The sequence below is a fragment of the Lentzea guizhouensis genome (genome assembly GCF_001701025.1).
Lineage (GTDB): Bacteria > Actinomycetota > Actinomycetes > Mycobacteriales > Pseudonocardiaceae > Lentzea > Lentzea guizhouensis.
On sequence record NZ_CP016793.1, the window covers coordinates 7,188,266 to 7,202,771 of the forward strand.

Consider the following 14,506-nt stretch of genomic DNA (forward strand, 5'->3'; position numbering starts at 1 on the left):
CTTAGCGGATGCGAGAAGCCAGTGTTGGTGCCGGAACAACCGACAAGGAGCTTTCGTGCACTCGACTCTCGTCCTCGGCGGCGACCTCCCGGTCCACCGCCTGGGTTTCGGCGCCATGCGGATGCCCGCGAACGACCCGGCCGCGGCGCACGCCCTGGCCCGCCGCGCGGTCGGCCTCGGCGTCACCTTCTTCGACACCGCCGACTCCTACGACCTCGGCCGCAACGAGGAGCTGCTGGCCGAAGCACTGCACCCGTACCCGGACGACGTGGTGATCGGCACCAAGGCGGGTCAGTGCCACCCCGGCGACGAGTGGATCCCGCTGGGCCGTCCCGAGTACCTGCGGCAGCAGGCCGAGCTGAGCCTGCGCCGGCTGCGGGTCGAGCGCATCGACCTGTTCCAGCTGCACCGGGTCGACCCGGCGGTGCCGCTGGCGGATCAGATCGGTGCGTTGCGGCAGCTGCAGGACGAGGGCAAGGTCCGGCACGTCGGGTTGTCCGAGGTCTCCGTCGACCAGATCGCCGAGGCGCAGCGGATCACCCCGATCGTCAGCGTGCAGAACCGGTACAACCTCGTCGACCGGCGCTGGGAGGACGTGCTGGTGCACTGCGAACGCAGCGGCATCGCGTTCCTGCCCTGGCTGCCGATCGCGCCCAGCGTGCGCCCGGACTCACCGGTGGCCGAGGTGGCCCGCCGGCTCGGCGCCACCGCGGCGCAGGTCGCGCTGGCGTGGCTGCTGCGCCGGTCCGAGGTCATGCTCCCCATCCCGGGCACGTCCTCCCCGCGGCACCTCCAGGAGAACGTCCGCGCGGTGGACGTCGAACTGTCCGAAGAGGACTTCGACCGGCTCAGCCCGTCTCCCGCTCCCACAACGACTCGGTGAGCTGCGCGACCGCCTTGTCCCGGTGCCGCCGGTAGGTGTTGAACGACAGGTGCAGCGACTCCGCGACCCGCTCCTGAACGCCGACCGGCCGCAGGAACGTGCGGTCGAGCAACACGCGGAAGTCCGGCTTCAGCACCGCGACGGCGTCCTCGACCAGGTCCCGCAGGGTCTCGGCGGGGGTGCGTCCGGCCCGCCCGTGCCGCCTGACCATCCGCGAGCGCACCAGCGGGTTCGACCGGAGCTCCGGCGTGTGCACCGAGCGCAGGGCGGACCGGACCGCCTCGGCGAACTCCGGAAAGGACAGCACCTCGTCGGGGACGGAACGCGTCGTCGTGCCCAACTGGCTGGCGTGCAACAGATCCGTGTACTCCGCGGGGCCGGTCCGGCGCCAGTCGTGGGCGAACACCGGGAACCGCGACCCGCCGGCGGTGTAGCCGGAGACCACCGGGAACCCCAGGGAGCCCATGGCGGGAGCCCACAGCTCGCCGTCGGCGAACGCGCCCACGAAGCTCCACGCCGTGTCGTCGCCGATCATGACGATGTCCAGCATCTGCCACGCGACGAACAGCGTCAGCGACGGTGACGGGCGCTGCCCGTGGTCGCGGTCGAGGAAGAACCGCCAGGCCCGCACCCGGTCACCGGCCCGCGGCGGGCCGTACTCCGCGGCATGCGCCCACATCGCGTCCACGCCGGGATCCACCCCGAGGCCGGCCCCGGTCAGGTCCAGGCACGCGCCGAAGCCGCGGGGATCGCCGCTCTCGGTGCGGAAGACCCGGAACGCCCCCGGCTGGCGCTCCATCCAGTGCGCCACCAGCTCGGCCTGCTCGGGTCCCTGCCACCGGGTGGTCATGGCGAGGATCGGCGCCCGGTCGTCGTCGCGCAGCCCGTCGGCGTGGGTTCGCATCGTCGGCGGCAGCGACGCCAGCGCGGCGTGCCGGGACCGTGCGCCGTTGAGCACGACCGTCATCACCATCAGGTCCAGCCGCTCCCGCTCGGTCGCCGCCGCCCGGACCTGGTCGCCGGACACGTCCAGCTTCCTGCGGTACAGGGCGGCATAACGGCTCGGGTCGCGCCAGCGCAGGTCGGCGAGGAGCGCCTCGCGGACGATGTCGTGCGGGTGCAGCCCGTATCGCGACTCGTCGACGAACACCTGCGTCCGCAGCCACGCGAACAGCTCGCCGGCGTCGTCGCCGATCATCGCGCGCAGCAGGTCCTCGGTGGTGACGAGCACCAGCGCACACACCTCCAGGGCGGTGCGGTGGCGGGGACTCGGCACCTCGCCGACCAACCGCGCCAGCAGCGCGCCCACCCCGCCGGGCACGTCCGCCAGGGTGTGCGGCTCCGCACCCCGGCGCACGGCGTCCACCATCATCGACAGCGTGAGCGGGTGGCCGCTGCTGATCCGCAGCAACCTGTCGTGCGACTCCTCGGGAACGCCCTGGGTGCGCAGGTAGGCGAGTCCCTCCCGCGGCGACAGGTTGTCGAGCGCGACGATCCGCAGCAACGTCCGCCAGGCCGGGTCCGCGCGCCACCGCGGTCCTGGACCGCGCCGCCCGGCGACCACCACCAGGCAGGACTCCGGCAGTGACGGCAGGTAGTGGTCGCGGACCCAGTCGTCGACCGGCTCCAGCAGCTCGTAGGTGTCGATGAGGAGCACCTCGGGCGCGTCACCGGTGGGCACGGGCAGCGCGCCCCGGTCGAGGGCCAGGTGACGGGCGTCGACGCGGACCGGCGCGAAGCCCTTCTCGGCGGCCGTGTCCGCGAACACGTCGAGCAACGCGCTCTTGCCCACTCCGCCGGGCCCGTGCACGAAGAGCACGCCGGGGCTGCCCAGCGCGTCCAGGAACACGGCGATCTCCTCGTCCCGGCCCGTGAACGACGACCGCCGCAGCTCCCGCAGGGCGTGTCCGAGTGAAGGCATGCACCCGACAGTAACCACACCGCTGCCCACCGGTTCTGGGCACCGGGTGGGCACCGGCTGGGCTGTTGCGCACGGGCCGGCGCGGTGACGATCTTGGTGCAGTCCTGCTCCCCGAGAACGAAGGAAGCCCACCATGGACACCAGCCCCGCCGACTTCCCGAGCAACTGGGGACGTTGGGGTGACGCGGACCAGCTCGGCACCGTCAACCTGATCACCGCGGAGGCCCGTGCGCGGGGTGCCGCGCAGGTGCGCACCGGGTGTTCGGCGGGCCGATGGCCGCTCTGCGGGCGGACACCACGGGCGTGCAGACCATGATGTCGTTCACCGGCTCACCGCCGCTGGCGATGGCCGAGCTGATGCTCGTCACCACGCACCACCCCGAGGTCACCCACCTCGACGCTTTGTCGCACATGGTGGCCGACGGGCAGGTCTACCCCGGGATCCCGCAACCGGAGAGCTCCGGGCCCGCGGGCGTGACCCACGGTGCCGCGGACGTGTTCGCCGGCGGGATCGTGACCCGCGGTGTGCTGCTCGACCTGGCTCCCGGTGGACAGCTGCCCGACGGGCACCCGGTCACAGCCGGCGACCTCGACGTCGCGGCGGCACGGGTGGGCGTCGTGGTGGAGCCGGGTGACGCGCTGGTCGTGCGGGCGGGCTGGGACCGGTCGCCGAGCACGGCCGGGCGCTGCCGGGGATGACCTCGGGCGCGGTCCGGTGGATGCACGACCGCGGGATCTCCGTCTACGCCGGCGACATCGGCGACGCGCACCCGCCGGTGCAGGGCGACATCCCCGGCGCGCTGCACCGGTTGGGGCTGCTGCGCCTCGGCCTGCTGCTGGTCGACGGCGCCCAGGCCGAGGAGCTCGCGGCCGTCTGCGCGGAACAGGGGCGGCACACGTTCCTGTTCGTGGCCGCGGTTCCCCGCATCCTGGGCACCACCGGTCTGCCGGTCAACCCGCTGGCGGTCTTCTGATCAGCTCGGCACCTCGTCCAGGTACGCCTTCGCCTGCAACGTGAACAGCTCGGCGTACCCGGCGCCGGCCGCCATCAGCTCCTCGTGCGTGCCGTACTCGGCGACCTTCCCGTGCTCCAGCAACAGGATCCGCTCCGCCTGCCGCACCGTGGAGAACCGGTGCGAGATGTACAGCGTCGTCCGGCCCTCCGACAGCTCCCGCAGCCGCGCGAACAGGTCGTGCTCGGCCTGCGCGTCGAGGGCGGAGGTCGGCTCGTCGAGCACCAGGATCGGCGCCTCCCGGTGGAACGCCCTGGCCAGCGCGATCTTCTGCCACTCACCGCCGGACAGGCTGACACCCTGGTCGAACCAGCGGCCGAGCGGCGTGTCGTAGCCCTGGGGGAGCCGCTCGATCCGCTCGGCCGCGCCGGCGCGGCCGGCCGAGTCCTCGACGTGCGGCCGGTCCTCCAGCCGCGTCAGGTCGCCGAGGCCGATGTTCTCCGCGGCCGTGCCCTGGTAGGTCACGTAGTCCTGGAACATCGCGCTGATCCGCGTGCGCAGCTCGACGGGGTCGTACTCGCGGATGTCGACGCCGTCGAGCAGGATGCGGCCGCCGGTCGGGTCGTAGAGCCGGCAGAGCAGCTTGAACAACGTCGACTTGCCGGCACCGTTGCGGCCCACCACCGCGACCGTCTCACCGGGCCGGATCTCGAAGCTGACCTCGTGCAGCGCGGGTTCCTCCGCGCCGGGGTAGGCGAAGGTGACCGCGTCGAACTCGATGTGTCCCTCCACCGTGGACGGCATCGGCCGCGGCGACGCCGGTGCCGTGATCTCCGGCTTGGTGTCCAGGAACCGGTACAGCGTGTCGAGGTACAGGTTGTTCTCGTACATCCCCGAGAACGCGGTGAACAGCCCGGACACCGACGTCTGCACGGAGGCGGCCGCGGCCGTGTACAGCGCCAGGTCGCCCAGCGTGAGCCGCCCGCCGACGGCCTCCAGCGCGATGTACAACGTGATCGCCGACCCCGCGAGCGTGCTCAGCAGACCCCAGGACGTCGAGCTGACGTTGCGGTTGACCGTCAGCTTCCGCGACCGCTCGTAGGAGACCGTGCCGAGCCGGCGGAACCGGTCGACGAAGTACGGGCCGAGCCCGAAGAGCTTCGTCTCCTTGGCGTAGGTGTCGGTGGTGACCAACGAGGAGAGGTAGTCCATCCGGCGTTTGATCGGCGACATCATGAACGTCAGCCAGAACGCGCGCGTGCCGTACTTCGACTGCGAGATGAACGCCGGGATCGGCGCCACGAGCGCGACCAGGGCCAGCAGCGGGCTGATCGAGACGAGCAGCGCGATCATGCTGCCGAACGTGACCAGCGTCCGCAGCAGCCCCAGCGCGGAGTTCATCATCGACAGCGGCCGGGTCGGTGCCTCCTGCGCGGCCTGGCGCATCATGTCGTACGACGTCGAGCCCTCGAAGTAGGCGAGGTGCAGGTCGCTGGCGTGTGCCATCACCCGGTGGCGGATGGTCAGCGTCATGCGTTCCTGCAGCAGCGACTGCGCGATCGACGTCAGCGCGCTGCTGACCGCACTCGCGGCGAGCACACCGAACTGCAGCAGCACGATGTTCGCGATGTCGGCCGTGGTGCCGGTCTTCTGGATCGCCGCGACGACGGAGTCCAGCAACAGCTTCGCGATGTACGCCGTGGCCGTGGGCAGGAGCCCCGACAGCACCGTGATGAGCGCCAGCAGGATCGTCAGCACCGGGCTGGCCTGCCACGTCAGCCTGGCCACCTTCGGCAGCCCGCGCACGGTGCCCACCACGGACGTCCGCACGCGCCGCAGCCGCGAGCGCAGGTCCTTCGGTCCGTCGTCCGGTTTCGCCTCGGGGATGTCGACCGGTCCGGTGAGCCCGCTGTCCGGCACCGTCGTGGCGCGCCGGCGCCGGCCGCGTCTGCCGAGCAAGAACTCCACGCCGCCCCCGCCGCCCGGGATCATCCAGCCTCCACGGCGCCGTGCAGGAAGAAGTCGACCACCTGGCGCGTGGTGGGCGCGTCGTCCTGGGGCAGCCGGCGGCCCCCGAACAACAGGGTCAGGAAGAGGGTGGCGAGCTGCTCGGCCGGCAGGCGCAGCCGGTCCTCCTCCGGCGCGAACAGCTCCACCATCGCCGCTCGGATGGCGGCCATCGACTCGCGCCGCCCACCCTTCGCGGCGCGGCGCTGGTCAGGATCGCGGTGCCGGCCGGACGCGTGCAGTGCGCTCATCAGCGCACCCATCCGCTCGAGGTGCGCGCCGAGCGCCTCCGCGGCCTCGACGAGCCGGTCTTCGAGGGGCTGGTCGACGGGGATCTCGGCGATCGCGTCGAGCACGTGGTCGGGCTTGAGCGCCTCGGCCGTGCAGGCGTCGAACAGCTCGTCCTTGTCCTTGAACGCGCGGAAGACGGTGCCCTCGCCGATACCGGCGGCGCGGGCGATCTGGCTGCTCGTCACGTTCGCGCCGTGCTCGACCAGGAGCGGCAGCACGGCGTGGACGATCATGGCGCGCCGGTCCTCGGCGCTCATGCCCGGCGCTCTCCGCCGGGTCTCTGATGCTGGTGTCACCCACCCATGGTGCGGAGTGAGTGCTCACTCCGTCAAACGGGATCGCGCGTGTCCACTCAGGGCAGAACGTGAGCCCGCCTCGGTTGACTGCTTACACTGGCGATCATGACGAAGCACCGGTGGGCCGCCGCAGACCTCCCCGACCTGACCGGCCGCACCGTCGTGGTGACCGGCGCCGCCAGCGGGGTGGGCCGCGGCACGGCGACCGCCTTCGCCGCGGCGGGGCGCACGGTGCTCGCGTGCGTGACGTCGCCGCGGGGGAGCGGGCCGCGGCGGCCATGTCCGGCACCACCGAGGTCCGCGAGCTGGACCTCGCGAACCTGGCGTCGGTGCGCGCGTTCGCCGAGGCGTGGCAGGGTGAGCTCGACGTCCTGGTCAACAACGCCGGGGTGGCGATGACCCCGTTCGGTCGCACGGCCGACGGGTTCGAGCTGCAGTTCGGCACCAACCACCTCGGCCACTTCGCGCTGACCAACCTGCTGCTGCCCGCGATCACCGACCGGGTGGTGACGGTGGCCTCCGGCGCGCACAAGGCCGGGACGCTCGACCTCGACGACCTCGACTTCGCCCGCTCCGGGTACACCGCGGTGAAGGGCTACGGCCGGTCGAAGCTGGCGAACCTGCTGTTCACGCTGGAGCTGGACCGGCGCTGCCGCGAGGCCGGGTCGTCCGTGCGCGCGCTGTCCGCGCACCCCGGTTACACGGCGAGCAACCTGGGCACCAAGGGCCGCAACAAGCACCTGGTCAAGGTCGTGCACCTGGCCGGGCGCTACCTCGCGCAGACCGAGGAGCAGGGCGCGCTGCCGTCGTTGTACGCGGCGACCCAGGACCTGCCGGGCGCGAGCTACGTCGGCCCGGACGGGCGGTTCGAGCTGCACGGCCACCCCGCGCTGGTCGGCCGGTCGGCGGCGGCCAGCGACCCGGTGCTGGCACGGCGGCTGTGGGAGGCGTCGGAACGGCTCACCGGGGTGAGCTTCCCGCTGGTGGCGAAGCCGGGCGCGTAGCCGGCCCCGTGCCGGTGTGAGCCGTGTGTCACCAAAACTCGGCCGCCGGGCATCGGTGGCCGTTTTTTGTCGGTGCTGTGTGGACACTGCAAGAGTGAGCACTTCGACACCGCTGCTGAGCCCGACCCGGATCTACGTGGAGCCCGCCGCCGCGCTGCTGCCACGCGGCCGTGAGGTGCTCGACAGGTTCCCCGACGCCGAGCGGGTCGAGGTCGACAGCCACTGGCGCATCCCCGAGCTGCACGGCGACGAGGCCAACGCGCGGCGGTGGGTGCGGATCAAACGCGAGGCGCTGGTGCTCGGGGTGAAGAAGTCCCTGAGCGCGCGGCCGAACGGGCGTTCGGCGCACTTCATCGCCCCGTCCACGGCCAACGGGTGCGCGATGGCCTGCGCCTACTGCTACGTGCCGCGGCGCAAGGGCTACTCCAACCCGATCACCGTGTTCGCGAACATCGACCAGATCACCGGCTACCTGGCCCGCCACGTCGGCAGGCAGGGCCACATGACCGAGCCCGGTCAGATCGACGACCGGGCCTGGGTCTACGACATCGGCGAGAACTCGGACTGCTCGGCGGACGCACTGGTCAGCGACAACGTGAAGGACCTGGTGCAGCTCTTCCGCGGCCTGCCCACCGCGAAGGCGTCCTTCGCGACCAAGTACGTCAACCGCGACCTGCTGGACTGGGACCCGCGGCACCGCACCCGCGTCCGGTTCTCCCTGATGCCCGAGCGCACCGCGAAGCTGCTCGACATCCGCACCAGCCCCGTCGCCGAACGCCTCGCCGCCCTCGACGACTTCCGCGCCGCCGGTTACGAGGTGCACGTGAACCTCAGCCCGGTGGTCGTGCACGACGGCTGGCTCGACGACTGGCGCGAGCTGCTCGAGTCGCTCGGCGACGCGGCCTCACCCGCCACCCGCGACCAGCTGGCCGCCGAGGTCATCATGCTCACCCACAACCAGCCGCTGCACGAGGTCAACCTCCGCTGGCACCCGCAGGCCGAGGACCTCCTGTGGCGCCCGGACCTGCAAGAGGTCAAGCGCAGTGAGGGCGGCGGCGTCAACGTCCGCTACCGGCGCGGGCTCAAGCGCGAGCTGCTCGACTCCTTCCTCGCGCTCGTCGAGGCGCACGCCCCGTACCTGCGCGTCCGGTACGCCTTCTGACCGTCAGGCCTGGACCACCGGCATGGACGGCAACGCCCGTTCGCTGGCCGCGACCCAGGTCAACTTGGCCGTCAGTGGTGCCAGCAACCGGGACGTGACCACCTGGTCGGCCAGGCGGCGCAGCCGCAGGCCGAGCCGCGTCTGCGGGTAGGCGACCGGCACCAGCCAGCCCGGGAAGTTCTGCACGTCGTCGACCAGGGGCCGCATCCACTCCTCGTAGCCGGCGAGCCCGTCCCCGCTCCCGGACACGCCGGCGGCCAGCACGTAACCGCTGATCAGCGCCAGCGAGGCGCCACCGCCACCCATCGGCGTGACGCACCACGCGGCGTCCCCGGCGAGGCACACCCGGCCGCGGTGCCACGCCGGCATCCGGATCTGGGTGAGCTGGTCGACGTAGACGTCCTCGGAGCCGTCGAACCCGTCGAGAACGCGCCGGGCCTCCCAGCCGGCGTCGGCGAAGCGGTCCCGGGACCGGCTGAGTGCCTCGGCGCGATCGTGCCCGGCCACGTTCCCGGTGCAGGCGAGCATGGCGCGGGTCGTGCCGTGGTTGTCCGGGCGCAGGTGGATCTGCCGTCCGCCGGTGGTGGTGTACCAGCGCCACCGGGTGTCATCGGTCGCGGTGCGGGGGATCGTGCCGAACACCATGGCGATGCCGAGGTCGCGCCGGTCGACCAGGTCACCGAAGAGCAGGTCGCGAGTGCTGGACCGCACGCCCTCCGCGACCACCAGCAGTTCGGCGTGCAACGTCCGCCCGGCCGCGGTGGTCACCGTGACGGCGTCAACGCCGTCCTCGACGTCGGAAATGGTGTCGCCGTAGCGGACTTCCACCCCCGCCGGCAGGTTCCGCAGGATCGTGGTGGCGAGGTCACCGCGCAGCACCTCCAGCTCCGCGGTCGGCCCGTCCGGTCCCGCCGAGGGCAGTTCCGCGAGCACCTGCCCCGACGGGCCGACGAACACCGTGCCGGTCTCGGTGGTGTTCTGCGCCTTGACCGCCTCGAACAACCCCATCCTGGCGAGCACCTCCCGCGCGGTGCCCCGCACGTCGACGTTCTGCCCGCCGTCGCGGAACTGCTTCGCGCGCTCCAGCACGGTCACCTCCCACCCGGAGCGCCGCAACCAGAACGCGGCCGAGAGCCCGGCGATGCTCGCGCCGGAGACCACCGCGTGTCGTGTCGTCATGTCCCACTCCCCACTTGATAGCTTTGCGGCAAAGCTACTTGGCGGCAAAGGAGGCTGCATGACAGACGCGGACCCGCTGGTGGAGGCGTGGACAGCACCCCAGGTCGAGGTGATGCACCGCCTGCGCGACTGGGTCGTCGGCTTCACGGCGCTCAACCAGCACCTGGCCGTGTGGATGCGGCTGCCTGCCTCCGACGCGAACGCCCTGGGCCAGATCATCTGGGCGGCCGAGGCGGACGAGCCCCTCTCACCGGCCCAGCTGTCCCGGCAGATCGGCATGACCACGGGCGCCACCACCATCCTGCTCAACCGGCTGGAGACCGCGGGCCACCTCGTCCGCACCCGCGAGAGCACCGACCGCCGCCGCGTCACCCTGCGGCCCACCCCGGCCGCCCGCGACCACGCCCGCCGCTTCCTCGCCCTCGCCGGCACGGAGATCGCCACCGTCCTGCGCACCACCACGCCGGACGAGCTCCGCACCGTCGCGGCGTTCCTGGGCAGGATCACCGGCGCCGCGACCGAGGCCGACCGGCGGCTCAGCGCGCAAACCCGGTGAACGGACTGGGCACCCCCTGTCCTGACGCGTCGGCGCCCACCACAATGCATGATCGTGCTGCGCGTCTTCGTCTCCTCGACCTACCTGGACCTGCTCGACCACCGGCAGGCGGTGGCCGAGGCGATCCGCGGCCTCGCCCTGCACGCCGACGGCATGGAGACCTGGCCGGCCGACGCCCGCGACTCGTCCACGTACTCGGCGGACCGGGTCAGACAGGCCGACGTGTACGTGCTGCTGCTGGCACACCGCTACGGCTGGGTGCCCGAAGGTGCCCAGTTCAGCGTCACGGAGCTGGAGTACCGGGCCGCCCGCGAGGCGAACGTGCCGGTGCTGGCGTTCTTCCTCGACGAACAGGTGCCGTGGCCGCCGGAGCACATCGAGTGGGAGGCCAGGAACGAGCTGCTGCGGTTCAAGAAGGACGTCGAGAACGCGGTCACCCGCAAGCACTTCCGCACACCGCAGGAACTGGCGTTGCAGGTGACCCAGGCGCTCGCCCAGCAGGCCGCCCGGCCCGCGGAGAGGACACACCACCGGTTCGCCGGCCTCGCTCGTCCGCTCTCCACGCCGTCGCGCCTGATGAGCGAACCCGACGTGCTGGTGCCGATCGGCACGACCGAGGACGACGTCCCGCTCGTCCTGGAGGTCTCGCGCAGCCAGGACCTCTCCGAACCGTTCCGCCAGCTGCGCGCCGCGGTCAGCTCGTCCAGCATGCCGCCACCGGACGAGCTGCTGGAGACGTTCCGCGCCTCGCTGGTCGACCACGCCACGCGGTCGTGGGCGGCGGCCGACATGCACGAGGTGCTGATGCGGGACGGTGGCCAGCGCACCCTCTACGTGCTGCCGCGGACCTTGGCCGGCATTTTCCGCTCGGCGATGTCCGGGTTCCTCGGTCCTCAGCCGCACGTGGTCGACAGCGTGCTGTCCTCAGCCGCCCTGCGGAACCCGAGGCCGGTCCAGATCTCGATGGCGGGCGGGTTCAAACCGGAGCTCCAGTCGACCGGCGGCCGCAACCGGTTCCTGGCGGTCGATCCCGAGACCGGGACCACGCTGTCGGTGGGACGGCAGCGCGGGCGGTTCGTCGAATGGCGCCCGTTCGTCTGCGAGAGCGTCACGGCGGTGCTCCCGAACACGACGCTGCAGCTCGACGCCGACGACGGGCTGGAAGGGTGCCCGGTGGGTGAGGCCGCCGAGTTCCTGATGCGGCGCCTGCACGCCCACCCGGCCGGAGCCACGGGACGGATCCTCGTCTTCACCTCGGTGCTCCGCACCGACCTGCAGGCGCTGATGGGCGTGGTCGCCGACATCGCGGACGCGCTCGGCGCCCTGCACGCCGACGGGGTGGTGCACGGCGACGTCAAGCCGGACAACGTCCTGCTCACGAAGGACGGCGTGCGGCTGATCGACTCCTTCGACGTGCGCCCCGGCCACCAGGCGCCGGGCTGGACCCCGGACTGGTCCGCTCCCGAACAGGTGCGCGGCGAGCCCGTGACGCCGTGCTCGGACATCTACCCGATGGCCGTGATGGTCGTGCAGGCCCTCGGCGGCGAGATCGTCGGCGAGGTGCGCAAGTACCGGACACCGCGCTCGACGTCGATGCCGCGCGAGCTGGACCTCTTCCACAGCCCGTCGCTGTACCTCGAACCCGGCGCGGCGCCGATGGCCGAGCGGGGCGTGCGGCCGTGGCGCGACCTGGTCGAGCGGTCGCTCAGCTTCGAGACGGAGAACCGGCCCCGGTCGATGGCGGAGTTCGCGGCGGAGCTGCGCACCCTGCTGGCGGACCACCCGCTTCACGGCACACGCGACCTGCGGCCGACCGGCGACTTCCTGGCCACCCGGCTGCTCGACGGCAGCGAGGCCGTGACCAGGGTCGTGACGTCGAAGCAGTTCGTGGCCCGGTTCGACGACTTCGTCTGAAGATCCGCTCGCCCCTGCGGCGCGAGCTCACTTCCGGTGCCGGACCCCGGCGTAGAGGAACGTGCCTCCCGCGAAGGCGGCGGCGAGACCCGCCCACCCGCGCTGGTTCGCGGCCATCACCCGGTCGTACTCCTCCTCGGTGAGCTCACGGACGACGACACCGTCCTTCGACTCCCGGTACTTCCCGTTGTCCTGCTCGAAGCTCCCCGCCGTGGTGTCGGTCAGCAGCGGGTACCCGAACAGGAAACCCCCGCCGCACAACGCGATCACCGCCACCGCGGTCGCCCACAGCGGCAGCGTCGGGTTCTCGAAGTCATACCCGCCCCCGGTCAGCACCGCCGCCCCCATCATGAGGGCCAACGAGATCACCGTCAGCACCACGTTCGCCGACCGCGGCAGCAACGGGCTGCCGGCCACGAACCCGGACACGATGACGACGGCGTCGAGGGCGATCACCACGAGCGAGGCCCACTGCAGCGGCACCAGTCTCATGCTTGATCACAGTAGGGCCGCCGGGCCGTTCGGCGGGGCACAACCGGGTGTCAGAGGCGCAGCATCGCGCGCAAGGTCGTGCCCTGCGCGCCGGTGTGCACGCGGACCAGGTCGGCCAGCTCGTTGACCACGAGCAGACCTCGGCCGCCGACCTGCCGCGGCTCCGCCGGTCGACGGCCGGCCAGCGCGTCCTCGAAGCGGCCGCTGTCGCGCACCTCGCAGACCAGGTGGCCGGACTCCCGCCAGAGCCGCGAGCTGCAGCTCCCACCGCCGTGCATGAGGGCGTTCGTGACGAGCTCGGTGACGATCAGCTCGACGTCGGCCACGCGGTCGGCGTCCAGGCCCTGGCTCTGGGCGAACTCGGCCGCGTGCCGCCGCGCGGGGGAGACGTCGTCCAGCGTGGTGGCGACGAACTCGCCCGCGGACTCCTGGCCGTTGAAGGGCAGGTTGTAGCGGGCCAGCACGGCGTCCAGCGCGTACTCGGCACTGGAGCGGCGCCGGTCCGGTTCCCAGAGGAGCGGATGGGTGGCGCGGGCGTCGGCGATGACCTCGTCGGGCAGGGCGGCGGTGTCGTACGGGCAGGCGATCGTGACGTCGCGGCCGGTGAAGGCCAGGTTGATCAACGCCTCGTGCACCACGCAGGCCGGGTACTCGACCTCGGTGCGGCCGGCCCAGATCGGCTCGCCGATGATCCGGACGTGCACGTCGGGGTGCGCGTCGGCGAACCGGCGCAGCACCCCCGCGATGATCCGGCCAGGATTGCGGCCCGCGACGGTCATGTCCATCATCGTGATGTCGTTCGCGGCGTCGCCGAGCGCACCGCGCAGCAACGCGAGCTGTCGTCCCGGTACCGACACGGCCACCGGCTGGCCCGCCTCGAGGCCGTCGGTGACGAACGGGACGAGTGCGGCGAGGTACTCCTCGTCGGTTCTGTAGAACACCGCGGGGTGGACGAAGCTCTCGGCGGCCTGGGCCGTTGTCGGTGCGGTCACGGTGTCTTCTCCACCCGCACGTCCGGCAGGCCGAGCGCTCGGACGAGCCGGGCGGCGCCGGGCCACCCCGTCCGCAGCACCAGGGTCGCGCCGTGGCGACGAGCCCGGTCGGTGAGCCGGAGCAGGCTGTTGTGGTCGATGAACGTCAGCCCGGCCGCGTCGACGACCAGCTCGTCGGCCACCGGCCGGGGGTCGGCGAGGTCGAGCGCCCAGGCGAACTCGTCCCTGGAGGCGCTGTCCAGCTCGCCGCTCAGACCGGCGGCACATCCGGCGCGGTCGGTGCCGTGCAGCCGGAACCTGACGTGCTCGGCATTGGTGTTCGGGTGCATGCGGGCGACCTGCTCGATCGCGTCGTCGGGAAGGAGGGTGCCGTCGTAGGCGCACATCGCCGAGAACGGGTGGGTGGCGATGTAGCGGTCGACGAGGTGCTCGTAGGTCGCGAACGCGGCCCGCTCCCGCGGGCTGCCGACGAGGGCGGTGCAGTCCGCCGCGACCCGCAGGCCGGTGAAGCCGTCCGCCACGGCCTGCTCGGTGGCCGCCGCGTACGCGCGCACCTGCGCGGCCGGGTCGATGACGGTGCCGACCGGGTAGGCGTCGTCCAGCGACGTGACCTGCGCGGTCCCGTCTCGCAGGGCGGCGCGCAGCACGTCGGTCCCGGCGAGCTCCTCCCGCAGCCGGTCGACGGCCCCGGAGCCGATGTAGCGAACCGTCTGGCCCAGCCGGAGCCCGTCGGCGAGGAACTCCGCCGCGCGGTCGCGCAGCTGCGTCCGGTCGTCGAAACGCCAGCACACGTGGTCGTGGAGGCCGAAGCCCCGCACGTTCTCGACCACTCCTGACCGTCGCATCCCCTCCAGCG

15 protein-coding genes are annotated in these 14,506 nt (G+C 72.2%); 8 read left to right on the top strand and 7 right to left on the bottom strand.

Annotated elements, in window-relative coordinates; translation table 11 throughout:
* Window positions 1–55 precede the first annotated feature (55 nt).
* Window positions 56–883 carry an aldo/keto reductase gene (locus BBK82_RS34805; RefSeq protein WP_257785405.1) on the top strand — a complete coding sequence of 276 codons (828 nt, stop codon included), beginning with the start codon at window positions 56–58 and terminating at the stop codon, window positions 881–883.
* Here the strand turns inward: BBK82_RS34805 and BBK82_RS34810 are convergent.
* Window positions 849–2,804 (bottom strand): ATP-binding protein, encoded by a 1,956-nt coding sequence (locus tag BBK82_RS34810; protein WP_065918762.1) that lies wholly within the window; start codon window positions 2,802–2,804, stop codon window positions 849–851. The two genes, BBK82_RS34805 and BBK82_RS34810, sit on opposite strands and share 35 nt — an antisense overlap.
* 133 nt (window positions 2,805–2,937) lie before the next feature.
* Here BBK82_RS34810 and BBK82_RS53105 point away from each other — a divergent pair, with 133 nt between their 5' ends.
* From BBK82_RS53105 to BBK82_RS53115, 3 genes are read left to right on the top strand one after another with little or no spacing between them, the layout of a single operon-like run.
* On the top strand, window positions 2,938–3,120 hold the full coding sequence (locus tag BBK82_RS53105) for a hypothetical protein (RefSeq protein WP_218920430.1): 183 nt from the start codon (window positions 2,938–2,940) through the stop codon (window positions 3,118–3,120).
* Window positions 3,078–3,503 carry a cyclase family protein gene (locus tag BBK82_RS53110; RefSeq protein WP_218920431.1) on the top strand — a complete coding sequence of 142 codons (426 nt, stop codon included), beginning with the start codon at window positions 3,078–3,080 and terminating at the stop codon, window positions 3,501–3,503. The genes BBK82_RS53105 and BBK82_RS53110 overlap by 43 nt, the downstream gene beginning before the upstream one ends.
* Entirely contained in the window at window positions 3,500–3,778 is a 279-nt protein-coding gene (locus BBK82_RS53115) for a hypothetical protein (RefSeq protein ID WP_218920432.1), read from the top strand. The genes BBK82_RS53110 and BBK82_RS53115 overlap by 4 nt, the downstream gene beginning before the upstream one ends.
* Here BBK82_RS53115 and BBK82_RS34820 read toward each other — a convergent pair whose 3' ends face one another.
* Window positions 3,779–5,725: an ABC transporter ATP-binding protein gene (locus BBK82_RS34820; RefSeq protein WP_065921579.1), complete on the bottom strand. Its 1,947-nt coding sequence runs from the start codon at window positions 5,723–5,725 to the stop codon at window positions 3,779–3,781.
* 20 nt (window positions 5,726–5,745) lie between these two features.
* The gene (locus BBK82_RS34825; protein WP_065918763.1) at window positions 5,746–6,312 is read right to left on the bottom strand and encodes a TetR/AcrR family transcriptional regulator; all 567 of its coding nucleotides are present in this window, start codon (window positions 6,310–6,312) and stop codon (window positions 5,746–5,748) included.
* 278 nt (window positions 6,313–6,590) lie between these two features.
* Here BBK82_RS34825 and BBK82_RS34830 point away from each other — a divergent pair, with 278 nt between their 5' ends.
* Window positions 6,591–7,355, top strand: coding sequence for an SDR family NAD(P)-dependent oxidoreductase (locus BBK82_RS34830; RefSeq protein ID WP_335617999.1), 765 nt, complete (start codon window positions 6,591–6,593; stop codon window positions 7,353–7,355).
* A 94-nt stretch (window positions 7,356–7,449) separates the two neighbouring features.
* Window positions 7,450–8,517 carry a spore photoproduct lyase family protein gene (locus BBK82_RS34835; RefSeq protein ID WP_218920433.1) on the top strand — a complete coding sequence of 356 codons (1,068 nt, stop codon included), beginning with the start codon at window positions 7,450–7,452 and terminating at the stop codon, window positions 8,515–8,517.
* A 3-nt stretch (window positions 8,518–8,520) separates the two neighbouring features.
* On the opposite strand, the gene BBK82_RS34840 is transcribed toward BBK82_RS34835, so the two are convergent.
* On the bottom strand, window positions 8,521–9,696 hold the full coding sequence (locus BBK82_RS34840; RefSeq protein WP_065918764.1) for an FAD-dependent monooxygenase: 1,176 nt from the start codon (window positions 9,694–9,696) through the stop codon (window positions 8,521–8,523).
* Window positions 9,697–9,754: 58 nt separating this feature from the next.
* Here BBK82_RS34840 and BBK82_RS34845 point away from each other — a divergent pair, with 58 nt between their 5' ends.
* Window positions 9,755–10,252, top strand: coding sequence for a MarR family winged helix-turn-helix transcriptional regulator (locus tag BBK82_RS34845; RefSeq protein ID WP_065918765.1), 498 nt, complete (start codon window positions 9,755–9,757; stop codon window positions 10,250–10,252).
* A gap of 54 nt (window positions 10,253–10,306) precedes the next feature.
* Window positions 10,307–12,166: a DUF4062 domain-containing protein gene (locus tag BBK82_RS34850; protein WP_170068014.1), complete on the top strand. Its 1,860-nt coding sequence runs from the start codon at window positions 10,307–10,309 to the stop codon at window positions 12,164–12,166.
* A gap of 27 nt (window positions 12,167–12,193) precedes the next feature.
* On the opposite strand, the gene BBK82_RS34855 is transcribed toward BBK82_RS34850, so the two are convergent.
* From BBK82_RS34855 to BBK82_RS34865, 3 genes are read right to left on the bottom strand one after another with little or no spacing between them, the layout of a single operon-like run.
* A complete protein-coding gene (locus BBK82_RS34855) occupies window positions 12,194–12,658 on the bottom strand; it encodes a hypothetical protein (protein ID WP_065918767.1) in 465 nt (154 codons plus the stop codon).
* 50 nt (window positions 12,659–12,708) lie between these two features.
* Window positions 12,709–13,650, bottom strand: a complete 942-nt coding sequence (locus BBK82_RS34860) for a sensor histidine kinase (RefSeq protein ID WP_065918768.1) — start codon at window positions 13,648–13,650, stop codon at window positions 12,709–12,711.
* Window positions 13,647–14,495 carry an MEDS domain-containing protein gene (locus tag BBK82_RS34865; protein ID WP_065918769.1) on the bottom strand — a complete coding sequence of 283 codons (849 nt, stop codon included), beginning with the start codon at window positions 14,493–14,495 and terminating at the stop codon, window positions 13,647–13,649. Before BBK82_RS34865 ends, BBK82_RS34860 begins: the two co-directional genes overlap by 4 nt.
* Window positions 14,496–14,506 lie beyond the last annotated feature (11 nt).